This is a genomic window from Mycobacterium sp. E342, assembly GCF_001667665.1.
Taxonomy (GTDB): Bacteria; Actinomycetota; Actinomycetes; order Mycobacteriales; family Mycobacteriaceae; genus Mycobacterium.
This window is the reverse complement of record NZ_LZJM01000225.1, coordinates 1-14,066: the sequence shown is the minus strand read 5'-3', so window position 1 is coordinate 14,066 and position 14,066 is coordinate 1. Positions and strand designations below refer to the sequence as shown.

15 protein-coding genes are annotated in these 14,066 nt (G+C 65.6%); 4 read left to right on the top strand and 11 right to left on the bottom strand.

Annotation, left to right across the window (positions count from 1 at the left end; genetic code table 11):
* Window positions 1–175: 175 nt before the first annotated feature.
* Window positions 176–550: a thioredoxin gene (trxA, locus tag A5692_RS16845; protein WP_068057857.1), complete on the bottom strand. Its 375-nt coding sequence runs from the start codon at window positions 548–550 to the stop codon at window positions 176–178.
* 58 nt (window positions 551–608) lie between these two features.
* Window positions 609–989, bottom strand: coding sequence for a carboxymuconolactone decarboxylase family protein (locus A5692_RS16840; RefSeq protein ID WP_068057855.1), 381 nt, complete (start codon window positions 987–989; stop codon window positions 609–611).
* Between the two features lie 209 nt (window positions 990–1,198).
* Between A5692_RS16840 and A5692_RS16835 the strand changes: the two genes are divergently transcribed.
* Window positions 1,199–2,656: an NAD(P)/FAD-dependent oxidoreductase gene (locus A5692_RS16835; protein ID WP_068057853.1), complete on the top strand. Its 1,458-nt coding sequence runs from the start codon at window positions 1,199–1,201 to the stop codon at window positions 2,654–2,656.
* An 11-nt stretch (window positions 2,657–2,667) separates the two neighbouring features.
* A complete protein-coding gene (locus A5692_RS29135; protein WP_156766122.1) occupies window positions 2,668–2,841 on the top strand; it encodes a hypothetical protein in 174 nt (57 codons plus the stop codon).
* A gap of 43 nt (window positions 2,842–2,884) precedes the next feature.
* Here A5692_RS29135 and A5692_RS16830 read toward each other — a convergent pair whose 3' ends face one another.
* Genes A5692_RS16830 through A5692_RS16805 form a run of 6 tightly spaced genes read right to left on the bottom strand, consistent with a single transcriptional unit; the run spans window position 2,885 to window position 9,734 of the window.
* Complete coding sequence (locus tag A5692_RS16830; protein WP_068057851.1) at window positions 2,885–4,078, bottom strand: acyl-CoA dehydrogenase family protein; 1,194 nt, start codon at window positions 4,076–4,078, stop codon at window positions 2,885–2,887.
* Between the two features lie 14 nt (window positions 4,079–4,092).
* Window positions 4,093–5,151: an acyl-CoA dehydrogenase family protein gene (locus A5692_RS16825; RefSeq protein ID WP_068057849.1), complete on the bottom strand. Its 1,059-nt coding sequence runs from the start codon at window positions 5,149–5,151 to the stop codon at window positions 4,093–4,095.
* A 21-nt stretch (window positions 5,152–5,172) separates the two neighbouring features.
* Entirely contained in the window at window positions 5,173–6,003 is an 831-nt protein-coding gene (locus tag A5692_RS16820) for an amidohydrolase family protein (protein ID WP_068057847.1), read from the bottom strand.
* Window positions 5,984–7,651, bottom strand: coding sequence for an acyl-CoA synthetase (locus tag A5692_RS16815; RefSeq protein WP_068057845.1), 1,668 nt, complete (start codon window positions 7,649–7,651; stop codon window positions 5,984–5,986). The genes A5692_RS16820 and A5692_RS16815 overlap by 20 nt, the downstream gene beginning before the upstream one ends.
* 7 nt (window positions 7,652–7,658) lie before the next feature.
* Entirely contained in the window at window positions 7,659–8,861 is a 1,203-nt protein-coding gene (locus A5692_RS16810; RefSeq protein ID WP_068058067.1) for an amidohydrolase family protein, read from the bottom strand.
* A gap of 30 nt (window positions 8,862–8,891) precedes the next feature.
* The gene (locus A5692_RS16805; RefSeq protein ID WP_068057843.1) at window positions 8,892–9,734 is read right to left on the bottom strand and encodes an enoyl-CoA hydratase; all 843 of its coding nucleotides are present in this window, start codon (window positions 9,732–9,734) and stop codon (window positions 8,892–8,894) included.
* 293 nt (window positions 9,735–10,027) lie between these two features.
* On the opposite strand from A5692_RS16805, the gene A5692_RS16800 reads away from it, so the two are divergent.
* Window positions 10,028–10,264 (top strand): general stress protein CsbD, encoded by a 237-nt coding sequence (locus A5692_RS16800; RefSeq protein ID WP_067922399.1) that lies wholly within the window; start codon window positions 10,028–10,030, stop codon window positions 10,262–10,264.
* 84 nt (window positions 10,265–10,348) lie between these two features.
* Here A5692_RS16800 and A5692_RS16795 read toward each other — a convergent pair whose 3' ends face one another.
* Window positions 10,349–11,356, bottom strand: coding sequence for a dihydrodipicolinate synthase family protein (locus A5692_RS16795; protein WP_068057842.1), 1,008 nt, complete (start codon window positions 11,354–11,356; stop codon window positions 10,349–10,351).
* Between the two features lie 42 nt (window positions 11,357–11,398).
* A complete protein-coding gene (locus A5692_RS16790) occupies window positions 11,399–12,196 on the bottom strand; it encodes an SDR family NAD(P)-dependent oxidoreductase (RefSeq protein ID WP_068057840.1) in 798 nt (265 codons plus the stop codon).
* A 235-nt stretch (window positions 12,197–12,431) separates the two neighbouring features.
* Between A5692_RS16790 and A5692_RS16785 the strand changes: the two genes are divergently transcribed.
* Window positions 12,432–13,229, top strand: coding sequence for a TetR/AcrR family transcriptional regulator (locus A5692_RS16785; RefSeq protein ID WP_068057838.1), 798 nt, complete (start codon window positions 12,432–12,434; stop codon window positions 13,227–13,229).
* Window positions 13,230–13,249: 20 nt separating this feature from the next.
* On the opposite strand, the gene A5692_RS16780 is transcribed toward A5692_RS16785, so the two are convergent.
* The coding region (locus tag A5692_RS16780) for an enoyl-CoA hydratase/isomerase family protein (RefSeq protein ID WP_068057836.1) at window positions 13,250–14,066 on the bottom strand (817 nt) is incomplete at its 5' end.

The window sequence follows — 14,066 nt, the reverse complement described above, 5'->3', positions numbered from 1 at the left end:
GCGCGCTATCGGGCGATGCTATGGCTGCACGTGCAGCGTTGGTCAGCGGGCACACGTTTCATCACGCTCTCGGCGTGCGAGCCGCACCCCGCCCACGTGATCTTTCCGCAGCGCCGGCAGCGCACGGGGTAACACATGGTTGCTCCCTATTGTCCAGGGCGAAGCGATTGCGCCACTATGCCCCCACGGCAGCTCTGCGCTCGGCGATCTTGGCGCGGACCTTTTCCATGTCAAGACCCTTGACCTGATCGATCAAGTCGTCGAGCACGGCTGGTGACATCGCTCCGGGCTGACTGTAAATGAGGATGCCGTCGCGGAACGCCATGATTGTCGGCACCGAGCGGATGCCTACGGTCGCGGCGAGTTCGCGCTCGGTGTCGGTGTCCACCTTGGCATGCACGATCTCCGGGTGGCTCTGCGAGGACCGTTCGAAGACCGGCGCGAAAGCCCGGCATGGCCCACACCAAGGGGCCCAGAAGTCGACGAGCACAATCGGGTTTGCGACCACCGTCGACTCGAAATCGGCGGCGGTCAGTGTCTTGACGGTCATGGTTGCTGCTCCTTTCGAAAAGCGAGGGTGAGGATCGGCCCGAGGCGGCGGTGGCCGCTCATTGCGCCGGCCCCGCGGTGTCGTCCGCGATCTTGTCGGCGAATTCGCAAAATGCGCTGTAGGCGCGTGCACCGTAGATCGTCGCGGGGCCACCATGCATGAGAATGCTGACGCCGATCGCCTCGGCGGCCTCTTCCTTGGATGCTCCGGCACGGGCCGCCCCCTGAGCGTGGGAGGCGATACAGCCGTCGCATCCGGCGACGACCCCGATCGCCATCGCGATCAACTCCTTGAACTTCTTGTCCAAGGCGCCGGAGGTCAGTGCGCCGTTGCTCATTTCGGCGAAACCCCGGTACACGTCCGGGATCATCTTGCGCAGGGCACGGTGCTGGGGGTTGAGGTCGTCCAGCACTTGTTGGTAGTGATTGTGTTCCGTCATGGCATGTACAATACCTATACGGGTAGGGGTATTCCCGCGATATGCGCTCGATTTTTTTCTTCGGTGCGCATATGCCCCGGCCAATAGAGTCCATCGGCCCTAGGAACGCGTCACCGCGGGGCGCAGTCTGGCCTCGGAGCGCCCGGCGTTCCCACGCGGCGACAACCATGTCGTGCGGCGATGCCGGCGCATGTGATAGAGGAGCATCAATGGCACGAGTCGTCGTCCTCGGCGCTGGTATCGCCGGGCATACCGCCGCGCTACACCTTCGCCGATGGCTGGGCCGCAGTCACGAAGTCGTCGTGATTTCTCCCAATGCCGACTGGAATTGGATCCCGTCCAACATCTGGGTCGGCGTTGGCCGCATGGATCCGGCCAAGGTTCTCATTCCGCTCGAACCCATCTACCGCCGCAAGGGCATCGTGTTTCATCAAGCGCTTGCCACCGCGATCCATCCGGAGGGCACCAAAGATCAGTCGGCGCCGTCGGTGGACTTCGTCTACACCGACGAGGAACACAACGGCCAGAGCGGCACCATCACGTATGACTACCTCATCAATGCCACCGGGCCGCGCCTGAACTTCGCGGCGACCCCCGGGCTCGGCCCCACCGGCCACTCATACTCGGTGTGCACCGCGGCCCACGCCGTCGAGGCGGCCGAGGCGCTCGACCGGGTCATCGCCAGGCTGAAGGCCGGCGAGAAGCAGCGCCTGGTCATCGGCGTCGGGCACGGCACCTGCACCTGCGAGGGCGCGGCCTTCGAATACGCCTTCAACGTCGAGCACACGTTGCGAGCCGCCGGTGTGCGAGACCTGGCCGACGTCGTCTACCTCACCAACGAGTACGAGCTGGGTGACTTCGGCGTCGGTGGCATGAGTTTCGTCGAAAAGGGCTTCGTGCAGTCCAGCCGGCTATGGACCGAGTCGCTGTTCCGTGAGCGCGGCGTCAAAGCCGTCACGCAAGCGGCCGTCCACGAGGTGATGGACGGCAAACTGCGCTACGAGCAACTGGACGGCAGAGAGCACGAGTTGGACTTCGACTTCGCCATGCTGTTACCACCGTTCAGGGGAGCAGACCTGGCGGCATACGACAAGGACGGCAACGACATCAGCTCCGTTCTGTTCGCGCCGTCAGGCTTCATGAAGGTCGACGCGGACTACTCGGGCAAACCCTATGACGAATGGTCCGCCGAGGATTGGCCGCACACCTACGAGTCCCCCGCCTATCCGAACATCTTCGCCCCGGGCATCGCGTTCGCGCCCCCGCACCCCATCTCTCGACCGCGCACGAGTCCCAACGGGACTGTGATCACGCCCAGTCCGCCGCGCACCGGCATGCCGTCGGGCATTATGGCCAAGACGGTTGCTGAAACCATCCGCGATCGAATAACCAAGGGAACCACCGCGGTTGCACACCGCGCCTCGATGTCGAGCATGGGCGCCGCATGCGTCGCCTCCGCAGGCACCGGTTTGCGCGAAGGCTCGGCCGCCGCCATGACAATGTTCCCGGTGGTACCCGATCCGGTGAAGTACCCCCAAACGGGTCGCGACATCGCCGGCACCTCCGGTGAGCTCGGCTTGGCCGGCCACTGGATCAAGCTGCTGCTGCATTATCTCTTCATCTACAAGGCGAAAGCCCGCCCATTCTGGTGGCTGATCCCTGAATGAAAGGCACTTCGATGGACGACGAAAACTCCTACTCGGACGTGAACGCGCTGACGGCCGAGCGCATCGCCGACGCACCGCTGCCCACTCGGGCAACACTGCGGACGCGGCAGAACGTCTTCCTGCAATTCGGGCGGTTCATCCGTATCAATCTCAAGATGCTGCGGATCATCTACGGGCACGGCTGACCCGGCGCCCGGGTCCAACAGGCATCAACCTGGCGGCGCCCGGTTAGGAGACCTTCGTGACCGGCGGCGCGTACGCGGGTTTGCCCAGCCCGAGCATGTACTGGGCGATCATGTTGCGGAAGACTTCCAGCGTGCCGCCATAGATGCCCACCAGTGGGGCGAACCGGTAGGCATATTCGGCGCTGCCGTCGTCGGCGGCCGCCTCGGCTCCATACGGCAGCGCGGACGCGGCGCCGAGGATGTCCATCAGTTCCGGGGAGATGTCGCGCATCGTTTGTGCGATGGCGACCCGGCCGAAAATGCCCGGGGTGGCCAGCGCCACCTCCAGTCGGGCAACGCTGCGGCCCAGTCGATATGCGACCGACTTGTCCTCGATGAGTCGGCGGCCGTCGCCATCGGTGCGCGTCACGCATGCCGTCGCCTTGTCCACCGCCTCGGACAGAAAACTCGCCTGGTGCATCATGATTGACGTATCCTGCAGACCGTCCGGGGCGGCGGCGACGGCGCCGTGCTCGACGTTGAGCGGTTCGCGCAGCACCGTCCAGCCCCCGTTCACCTCGCCCAGCCGGTACTTGTCGTCCACGCGGACGTCGCTGTAATAGACGATGTTGGTCCGATCGCCATCCACCGTGCGGATGCCCTGGATTTCGATGCCGGACGAATCCAGCGGAACCAGGAACATGGTCAGGCTCTTGTGTTTCGGCGCGTCCGGGGCGGTGTTGGTGATCAGGAAAACGTATTGGCAGTTATGGGCGCCGGTGGTGAACATCTTGGAGCCATTAATGATCCACTCATCACCGTCGCGTACCGCGCGGGTCTTACAGGTGGCGACATCGGAGCCGCCTTCTGGCTCGGTGTAGCCGAGGCACAACCGAACCTCGCCGCTGAAGACTTTCGGGAGCACCTCGTCGCGCAGTTGCGGTGACCCGAACTTGTCCACCGAGCGGGCCACCATCGCGGTCGTCCCCCACGTCACCCACGGCACATGTGCCCGCCGCTTCTCCAACTCCCAGATGCGCCGCCGCACCCGGCTGAAACCGCCGTCGGACTCCGGTTTCCATTCCGCCGCCAAATAGCCTGCGGCGCCGAACTTCAAATGCAACCCCTCGTCGAAGTTGTCGCCGGTTTCCCTGTCCCGGCGCCTGACCTCTTCGGTCATGTGCGTGGCCAGAAAGCTGCGCGCTTCGTCGCGGAATGCCTCGTCCGCTTCGGACAGCTCGACGCGGGAGAAATCCATCGTGTTGCCCCTTCCTACGCCGGCAGCGCCGCGCCCTCGCGGGCGGCCACGATCTCGGCCACCCGTTGGGCCGTGGCCCCCGGATCGCCGCCGGCCAGTGGCCACCCTCGGGCGCGCACCAGATACGCCGTCGCCGCGGCCTCGGCCGAGACCCCGAGGCCGCCTTGAATGTGGACCGCCATGGTCGCCGCCCTCGCCGCCTCCTCGGCCATGAAAACGAAGGCCGACGGCGCCAATTCGCGCCGCTCGCCGGGTTCATTGTCCAGGAACCAGGCGGCGCGGCGAGCCAGATTGCGGCCGCCCTGGACGGTGATGGCCATATTCGCCAGCGGGTGGGAGATGGCCTGCAACGTGGAGATGGGCACACCCAGCGTGTATCGGGTCTTGGCGAACTCGGCGGCGATGGTCATGGTTTCCTCCACCAGCCCGACGAGCGCCGCCGCGGTCAACAGCCGCCATTCGTCCACCGCCAAAAGGCAACTCGCCAGCGCATCGGGACCCTCGGCGATGACCTCACGCGTGTCGGCCGCCGCGGGGTCCACCCACGCCATGGGCAGGCGGCCGATGTTGTCGACCTTCGCCGGGCGGCTGGCGAAGGTCAGGCGCGCGACTTCGCCGCCGTCGCGGACGACGATGTGGTCGGCGATCGACCCCGACGGAATCAACCGCGGGCCACGCCCGGTGTCGATGCGCGGGTCCAGCGCGGCAAGCTGCTCCCCATCGGCTATGCCGGCGGCAGCCTCGCCCAGCGCGCCGAGCCGCCCCAGAAGCCGTGCGGTGCAGACGTGGTCGATCCACGGAACCGGCGCCAGCGACCGGCCGACCTCCTCGGCCACCAGGGTGAGGTCGACCAGGGTCGCGCCGTCACCGCCGCAGGACTCCGGCAACGCCATCGTGGTCGCGCCCATCCCGCACAACCTCTCCCACAGGTTCTTGTCGAAACCCGACGGCTCTGCGGCACGGACGGTTTCGATGGAGCAGTGCGTCTTGAAGAACTGCTTGTAGGCGTCCCGCAGGGCCACATGATCGTCGGACAGGCTGTAGTCCAGTCGGCGTAGTTCGAAGCGGTCCATCGTCAGTGCTCCCGTTCTCGGTCAGGCGCGGTCGCCGAAGAAAAAATCCTGCGCGTTGCTGTAAAGGTAGTTATCCAGGACGTCGGCCGGCAGATCAAGGGCACTTGCCTCGGGGATGACCCGCCGCATGGGCAACACCGGCCAGTCGGAGGCGTAGATCACCTTGTTGGGACCGCGCGTGCGCATGTAGTGCAGCAGGCCCTCCGGCAGCCGCTTGGGCGACCACGCCGACGTCATGAGGCGCAGGTTCGGGTACTTCAGCAGCAAGCGGATCGCGACGTCCCACCACGGGTCGGCGCCGTGAATCATGCACAGCCGCAGTTCGGGGAATCGTACGCACACCCGATCCAAGTGCATGGGGTGCTGCACCTCGCCAGGTATGGGCGGCCCCGGGATGCCGGTGTTGATGCACAGCGGGAGGTCTATTTCCGCGCATTTGGCATAGAGCGGGTAGTACACGGCGTCGCTGGGCGGGTATTGGCCGTCACCCCAAAAGCTCGGCCCCACTACGGCATACGCGACGGGCAGGTCGCCCGCGATCTCGGCGAGCTTGCGCAGCGACGGCACCGGGCGAAGGAGGTTGACCCCGCCCATGGCCAACGCGAAGCGGTCCGGCCTGGCGTCGACGAATTTGCGCGCGGTCGTGGACGGGTTGGCGAGCGAGTCCATCAAGATCGCCTTGTGCACACCCTGTTCGTCCATCTCGGCGAGCAGTTCGGAGAGATCGACCGGGGCGAACATCGACTCAGGGCCCTTGAAGTAGTCGTCCCTCACCTTGAGCATCCATGTCGGCTGTGATTCGGCTTCGCCGAAATGGACGTTCACCAGGCAGTCAATCGCTTGGGTGTTCATGACTTCCTTCGGCGTCGGACCATACCAGCGCGGTCACCGGAACGTGTTGAGTGGCTTGCTCTCTGGCCCATCGGTAGTTGGGCTTGCCGTTGCCGAGGCGTTGGATCTGCTCGACAAAGATGACTGCCTTCGGCGCCTTGAAATGCGCCAGTTGTGCCGTGCACGCGTGGTAGAGGGTGTCCTGGGTGAGCCGCGCGTCGGGTTGCGTCGCGACGAGCGCGACGACCTCTTGACCCCACCGGTCGCTTGGTCGGCCGACGACCAGGGCATCGGCGACGCCCGGCTGAGCGCGCAGCACTTCTTCGACCTCTTCGACGAAAACCTTTTCGCCACCGGTGTTCACGACCAGCGAGTCGCGGCCCAGCAGGCGGATGGTGCCGTCCTTCTCCAGCGATGCCCGGTCGCCGGGTATCACCACCCGCCGGCCGTCGATCTCGGGGAAGGTCCGTTGCGTGGCCTCGGCGTCGCCGAAATACCCGAGCGGGATGCGGCCGGTCCTGGCGGCCCAGCCGACTTCCCGCTCACCGGGCCGCAGAAACCGGCTGCGGTCGGCCGACACCACGGTGGCCCCCTCCCTGGGTTGGAAGGTTTCGCTGGCGGTCCCCTCGCGGCTGTGCCCGAACGCCATGTTGCCGCTCTCCGACGACCCGTAGCCCTCGATGATGGTGATGTGCGGCAGGCATTCCATCAGTGCGCGTTTGTGTTTCGCATTCGTCGCGGCGCCTCCGGTGCCGATCGCGTGCAGCGAGGACAGGTCGTAGGCACGCGCGCGCAGCTCGGCGATCAGCGGGCCGGCGTACGCGTCGCCCACCATGGTCATCATGCCCACCTTCTCGCGCTCCGCGGTTTCCCACACCGACCGCACGTCCAGCCTGTTGCGGTCGTCGTAGAGCACCACGGGCAGGCCGGCGCAGAGCGCGGAGAACGCGGTCCACATGCCGGCGGCGTGCATGAGCGGGGAGACGGCGAACCACGGCTGCCCGCCCGCGGCGACCTTGTCGTGAATCTCCGTGACGCTGGCATGATCGGCTCCGACCATTGACGACACGTACATGTCGCTCTGTCGCCACAGCACGCCCTTCGGGCGCCCCGTCGTCCCGCCGGTGCACATCATGATGAGATCGTCCGGGGATCCGGTCTCCTCGCGATCGGGGCTGACGGACGCCAGGGCGTCATCGAGCGAGATCGCCTTCGGCAGTTGGGGAGCCGTACTGCCATCGTCGATGGAGATCAGCAACTCGGTACCGATCGGCGGCAGGACCTCGGCGAACCGGACGCCGAGGGAGCGGTGGTAGATGATCCCCCGCGGGCGGACGTAGTCGAGCAGGTCGTGGATTTCCCGGGGCGAGTAGTGGTGGTTCACGTTGACCGGGACGGTGCGAGCCTTCAGGCAGCCGATGACCATGTCGGGGTATAGGTCGTTGTACATCAGCAGCGCGATGCGGTCCTGTCCGCATTCCCAGCGCTGCAGCGCGTCACGGGTCGCGTAGACGCCGAAACCCTTGCCTTCGAGGTAGTTCGCCAATCGGTTGGTGCGGACCGCGGAATCGGCGAAGGTGCTCTTGCGGTCGCCGCAGACGGTCATCAGCCGGTCCGGCACGGCGTCGGCGATGGCGTCCAGAACCGCGCCCACAGTCCATTCACTCATGGGGGCGCTAAACGGCCGACGGGACCGGAACGCCCAGCAGCTCGAGGGCGTTGTCGCGCATCACTTTTCGGATATCGACGTCGCTGAACCCATGCAGCTCGTCAGCGAACGACACCGGTGTCTCCAGGCCTTCCCCGTGCGGCCAGTCGGACCCGAACAGGATCTTGTCGATGCCGATCACATCGGCCAGCTCGGGTAAATCGTCCTCGTAGTACGGAGCGATCCAAACATTGTTGCGCAATTGCTCCACCGGGTCCTCGGCAAAATGCCGCGGGTAGTTGTTGGCGACCTTCTTCAGCCGCTTGATCAGCCGATGCACGAAGTAGGAGCCGTTTTCGATGCTGACCGCCCTGAGCGCGGGGTGGCGGGTGAACACACCGTGCACGATCATCGAGGCCATCGTGTCGTGGATGGCGCGGTCGTCGAGGAGAACCTGATCCAGTGGGTCCTTTTCGCCGAACCCCTCGAAGGTCGCCTTGCCGCCCCATTGTGCGGCGATGTGCAGATAGCCGCTGTCGCTGAGGTGGAAGCCCACCGGCACCCCCGCCTCGGCGAGCCGGGCCCACACCGGGTCGTGACTGCGATCGCCCAGGGATCTCGGCTTCACCACACCGGGCACCGGCGCGGGCCGCACCAGCACCAGCTTGGCACCGCGCGCCAGCACGAACTCGACCTCTTCGAGCGCCTTGGCCGGGTCTGCCAGTGAGATGATGGGGGCGGCGATGATTCGGTGATCGGGCCGGTCGAAGCCCCAATCTTCGTCGAGCCAGAGGTTGAACGCGTGCACCGACGCCATCGTCGCCTCGATGTCTCCTTTGAGCGCCTCCTCGACGCCGCACGCGAAAGTCGGCAGCATGAATACCGTTTCGATGTCCTGGGTATCCATCACCGCAACCCGCGCGTCGCGGTTCTGGTACTCGGGGTGGCTGGCCAGCCGCTCGACCTTCATCAGCGAGGCGGGGTCGACGCCGCCGGGTATTTCGCCTCGGAACAACAGGTCCAGGCAGCCCGGCACGATGATCGGGTCAAAGGTCGGGTTGGGGATGAAGTGGTTGACCCGGTCCCCGATCACGGCCCAGGTGCGCTTGCCGTCGTTGAGCATCTGCACGCCCCGCCGCTTGAACTTCTTGTCCAGGTGGCGGGTGAAGGCGTCCAGCGGTTCGTAGTAGTGGTTGTCGACGTCAATCGCCTTGTAACCCAAGCTGGTCATGATCATCCTTTCCGGCAGCACCGGCGAACACTAAGCGTCGGTCGGATCGAGCGAGGGGAATCGGGGGGGCCGCTTCTCCAGGAAGCTGGTGATGCCCTCGATGACGTCCGGCCGCGGCATCGCCTCGTGCAGCAGCACCTCGGCACGGGACGTGGCGTCCACGACATCGCAAGTGGCGTCACCGTATACCTGCCTCTTGATCACTTCCATGGACGCCGGCGAGCAGTTGCGGGCGATGTCCTCCGCGTATTCCAGCGCGCGCTTCATCAGATCCTCGGACGCGACCACTTCCTTGACGAGGCCGAGGTCGGCCGCCTCCTCGGCGAGGAAGGTGCGACCGCTCAACAGCAGATCCAGGGCGACGCCCCACGTTGTCAGTCGCGGCAGTATCCAGGAGATGCCGAACTCGGCGATCAGTCCGCGGCGGGCGAAGACCGCGGCGAACTTGGCGCCGGCCGCCGCAAACCGCACGTCACACATGAGCGCCTGGGTCAGGCCGATGCCGACGCAGGCACCGTTGATGGCGGCGACGACGGGCTTGCGCAGCGTGGTCACGAAATGCGGCGGCCGTTCCCCGACCAACTCGGCGAGGTTGGTCTGACTCGCCTTCTCCATCGTGTCGCCGTACCTCGGTGCGGAATTCGGCGTGCCCAGATACGCGCCGGCGCAGAATCCTTTGCCCCGGCCGGTCAGCACGATTGCCCGGATGGCCGGGTCCTGTTCGGCGCGGTCGATCGCCGAGTAAAAGCCGGCGGCAATGTCCGGCCCCCAGGCGTTCAGGCGTTCCGGACGGTTGAAGGTCAGAATCGCGACGCCGCTGCCGGTGGACTCGTAGAGCACTGCGGCCCCGGAAGCGTCGTCCCTGCCGGACATCTCCCCCGCTACCTCCTCACGACCGCCTACCCGATTCCGCGACGATTTGTACGCATACTGTATACCTATCGGTACTGTTTTCCACAACCGCCCATGCGTGCCCGCGAACCCCGGCCGAACAGGGGATTTCGGCTTGCTGAACCGCACCCCTGACCGCCGTCGGCGGGGCCACTGGTGACCCGGCGCGGCTCGGGTATCCCGGGTGTGGCGAGCACCACGCGCCGATCGCGTTTCCTCCTGCCGGCGAAAAGGGAAAGCCAACATAGATACCCACTACCAGGAGGGGAAACGCAATGGTTGACATCAAGAGCGGCCCGGTCGAGCTGATCCAGGGCATCGTCGAGGCGGTGTTCGGTAAGGCCAAGGAGATCGTCGGCACGATCATCGGCCGCAACGATCTGGTCAACGAGGGCCAGGCGCAGCAGGACAAGGCCGACGCGCAGCGCAGCGCGGCGAAGAAGGAAGCGGCGGCCGAGAAAGCCCGCGGCAAGGCCAAGGCCGCGGAGGCGCGCGAGCAGGCCGAACAGTAAACGGTCAGGCACAGGCCCGGTCACCTTGGTGGCCGGGCCTTGCTCAATGTGTTCCGCTGTGGCGCAGACGTTTTGGCCGCTCCGTTAGGCCTCGATGAGCCCGAGCCGGCGATATGCGTCCTCGATCTGCGACTTGGCCTCCGGCGGCAGCTCGGCCTGCGGCGGCCGGGAATGCGGATACGCGCCTATCGGCAATCCCAGAAGCGAGGCGGCGTACTTGAACGCCCCACCCCAATGGGTGAAGTAGTCCGGCCGTCCCGGATAGCACGTCCACCACGATCCGACGTCGAGGTCGAACTGGTCCAAGCCCGATTCGCGGCCGAAGTCCATCGCCTCGAGCAGCTTGTCGCTTTGCACCAAATCCCAGTATTCAGAGAACAATCGCCGCTGCGGCGTCTCGAACAGGTAGCCCGCGGTGCCCAGTTGCGCCGGACAGACGATCCCGTCGCGTAGCCAACCGGCGCGATACACGGTCTTGTCACACTCCCAGAGCACCAGGCCGGGCGCCAGCCGGTGGAGCATCCGGCTGCTGGCAGGCCGGAAGGCGCCCTCTTTGGTCGCGCACACGGCGGACACCTCGTCGTAGATCCGCGCGCTCTCGGCGGCGGTCAGCACGTAGCCAGACGACGGCGAGTTGAACATGCCCAGGGCGATGTCGGTGCGCGCGGCGATGTATTTGAAGAATCGCAGAACGCCCTCGCCCCCATGCACCTCCATCATCGGCGTTTGGATGTAGACGATGTCGGCACCGGCTTCCTGGGCGTGCAATGTCAATTCCAGACAGTCCTTGGCGGCGATGGCGGCGGTGCAGGCCTGCACGACGACGTCGGGATTGACGGCACGCCCTTCCTCAATGGCCACCTCCAGCAAGCGCTTTCGCTCATCGATGGTCAACGACCAGAACTCCGAGAGACCGCTGGTGCACCACAACATCGGGTGCCCGAGGTCACCCACGCAGTAACGGACCAGCGTCCGGTAGGCCTCCCAGTCGACGTCGTCGCCGTCCGGCCCGCAGAACGGGGTGTAAAGCGAGTCACCGATTCCGCGCAATGCGCCACGCGCCCAGGCGCGGGCCTCGCTTGCCGTCGCCACGTTCGACTCCTTCTTTCGGCCGAGCCTTTTCGTTCCGGGCGGTCAGGTGAAGTCCGAACCGCCGTCGACATTGATGTTGGCCCCCGTCATGTAGGAGTTGCGCCGCGACGCGAGGAATGCGGCCACCGGCCCGATCTCCTCTGGCAGCCCCGCCCGCGGCATGTGGGCCGGATGGCCGAAGTGCTTGCCGATGGCGTCCATCAGCGCGTAAGGATCGCCGCCGTCGACGCCCACCGATTTCGCCCAACCGACGAGCGACTCGGACGCGATGCTGCCGGGCGACACCACGTTGACCAAGATCTCGTCCTTGGCCAAGAACAGAGACAGGTTCTTGGAAACGCTGGTCAGCATCGACTTCGCCGCCGTGTAGGCGGGCAGCATGACGCTCTGCCGCTGGGTCGAGTGGGCCGAGAAGTTGACGATCCGCGCCCATTGCGCCTTGCGCAGCAGCGGAAGTGCCGCGCGCACACAGCGCACCATGCCCATCACCCCGTCTTCGACGGCTTGGCGCCACTGCTCGTCGGCCAAATCGTCGAACGTGCCCGCCGCTCCCGGCCCGACCGTATTGACAAGGACATTGAGTTCTCCGCCCCATCGCCGGCCGAGTTCGGCGAACGCCTCGTCAACCTGCCCGGGATCGGCGATGTCCGCGACGAGCCCGACGGCGTCGGAGCTACCGCGTCCCGTCAACTCGGCCATGGCGCAGTCGAGCGCGCCGCGACTGCGGCCGATGACCGCGACCCGGGCACCTTCGTCGGCGAGGCAGCGGGCCGTGGCCAAACCCATGCCGCGGCTCCCGCCGACCACCACCGTTGCGGCATCCGCCAGCCCTAAATCCATGGCAATTCCCGTGGCTCATCGGATGACTGGGTGAATGGCTTGCGCCCGGTCATGTTCGCCCGCCCGGCCTTGTTACCAAAACGCCTACGATAGGTATTACAGTAGCAGATGGAAAACTGCACGAAAGCCCGGTTGACGGACATCGTCGAGCGGCGACACGGCTAAGCTTGCGCAGGTGAGTCGGTACGGCTCTTGGACCGCATACACAGGATACATCGTGACGGAGGTGCCCGTAGTGGCAAAGCAGGCTACCGCCGATAGGCGTCAGCGCCGCGAGCGCGGATCCATCAATCCCGATGACATCATCAGTGGCGCATTTGAACTCGCGGAACAGGTGTCGATCGACAATTTGAGCATGCCGCTGCTTGGCAAACATCTGGGTGTCGGCGTCACGAGTATCTACTGGTATTTCCGCAAGAAGGACGACCTGCTCAACGCGATGACCGACCGCGCATTGAGCAAGTATCGGTTCGCCACGCCCTACGTCGAATCCAGCGACTGGCGCGAGACATTGGCCAACCATGCGCGCTTGATGCGCAAAACGTTCATGGGGAACCCAATTCTGTGCGACCTGATTCTGATTCGCGCCGCGCTCAGCCCGAAGGCGGCACGGTTGGGTGCCGAGGAGATGGAAAAGGCCATCGCCAACCTGGTCGAAGCCGGCCTGTCGCCGGAGGACGCCTTCGACACCTACTCGGCGGTTTCGGTGCACGTCCGCGGCTCGGTGGTGCTGCAACGGCTTTACGAGAAGAATCAATCCTCCGATGAGGGTGCGCGTGCCATCGAGGACGCCGTCGCCATCGACCCCGAGAAGACCCCCCTGCTGGCCCAAGTCAGCCGCATCGGGCACCGGATCGGCGCACCCGACGAAACCAACTTCGAGTACGGGCTCGGCTGCATCCTGGATCATGCCAGCCGGTTGATCGAAGAGGGCAAGGGGTCGAAGGACGGCAAAGCTGCGCCGTCACGGCCACGCAAGGTGGCCAAGTCACCTGCGTCGCGCGCACGCACCAAGGCCCCGGCCGCGCGCTAGCCGGCTACCGAATACAGCTGCTACGCTTCGGGTTCCGGCACGTCGAAGTGTTCGTCGCGGAGCCGGAACGCTTCCTTGGTCCCATGCTGTGCGCGGGTCTTGACGAAGTTGAACTCTCCCGGCCCGAATTGCAGGTTGGTGCCGAAGGCGTGGAAGAGATAGCTCGCGACTTCCTCACCCTGATATGCCTGGCTCTGCTCGACGAGACGGAAAGCCTCCTTGGCGATGACCACCCCGTCGGCGGGCATCTTCGCCGCCTTTTCCGCCCAGTACCGCGCCCGCGCCGGGACGGCGGCGGAATCGCAGGTGTCGGTGAAAATTCCGAGATGTTCGAGCTCGCCGGCCTCGATGATGTCGCCGGTCAGCAGCAGGCGCCGGGCCAGCACCGGACCCAGCCGGTGGAAGAACATGTGCAGGCTGCCGAGTGCGGGCCCGAGGAAGCGGGTGGCCGGCATGCCGACCTTCGTGTCGCGCGCTATCACGGAGATGTCGGTCATCAGCGCCATCTCGAAACCGCCGCCGAGCGCATAGCCGGTGATCTCGCCCACCGTGACCTTGGGAAAGCCCATGAAGTTGTGGTAGAAGCCAAAAGACTTGCGGTCCACGGTAAGTCGCCGGCGTTGACTGGGACGGCGCTTGTCCGACGCGTCGCCGGGCGTGGCCTTTTCGCCATACCAGCCATAGGCGTTGTTCATGTCGGCCCCGGTGGAGAAGACATCGCCGGCGCCGCGCAACAACACCACCGTCAGGTCGTCGTCTTCGGCCACCCGATCCAGACAGCGGGCGAGTGCGTCGCGCATGGCGGCGTCATAGGAGTTGCGGTGCGCCGGATTGTTG

What these genes read in the sequence shown, in the direction of transcription:
- trxA (WP_068057857.1), bottom strand. Translation starts at nt 550, where the DNA reads ATGACCGTCAAGACACTGACCGCCGCCGATTTCGAGTCGACGGTGGTC.
- A5692_RS16840 (WP_068057855.1), bottom strand. Translation starts at nt 989, where the DNA reads ATGACGGAACACAATCACTACCAACAAGTGCTGGACGACCTCAACCCC.
- A5692_RS16835 (WP_068057853.1), top strand. Translation starts at nt 1,199, where the DNA reads ATGGCACGAGTCGTCGTCCTCGGCGCTGGTATCGCCGGGCATACCGCC.
- A5692_RS29135 (WP_156766122.1), top strand. Translation starts at nt 2,668, where the DNA reads ATGGACGACGAAAACTCCTACTCGGACGTGAACGCGCTGACGGCCGAG.
- A5692_RS16830 (WP_068057851.1), bottom strand. Translation starts at nt 4,078, where the DNA reads ATGGATTTCTCCCGCGTCGAGCTGTCCGAAGCGGACGAGGCATTCCGC.
- A5692_RS16825 (WP_068057849.1), bottom strand. Translation starts at nt 5,151, where the DNA reads ATGGACCGCTTCGAACTACGCCGACTGGACTACAGCCTGTCCGACGAT.
- A5692_RS16820 (WP_068057847.1), bottom strand. Translation starts at nt 6,003, where the DNA reads ATGAACACCCAAGCGATTGACTGCCTGGTGAACGTCCATTTCGGCGAA.
- A5692_RS16815 (WP_068057845.1), bottom strand. Translation starts at nt 7,651, where the DNA reads ATGAGTGAATGGACTGTGGGCGCGGTTCTGGACGCCATCGCCGACGCC.
- A5692_RS16810 (WP_068058067.1), bottom strand. Translation starts at nt 8,861, where the DNA reads ATGACCAGCTTGGGTTACAAGGCGATTGACGTCGACAACCACTACTAC.
- A5692_RS16805 (WP_068057843.1), bottom strand. Translation starts at nt 9,734, where the DNA reads ATGTCCGGCAGGGACGACGCTTCCGGGGCCGCAGTGCTCTACGAGTCC.
- A5692_RS16800 (WP_067922399.1), top strand. Translation starts at nt 10,028, where the DNA reads ATGGTTGACATCAAGAGCGGCCCGGTCGAGCTGATCCAGGGCATCGTC.
- A5692_RS16790 (WP_068057840.1), bottom strand. Translation starts at nt 12,196, where the DNA reads ATGGATTTAGGGCTGGCGGATGCCGCAACGGTGGTGGTCGGCGGGAGC.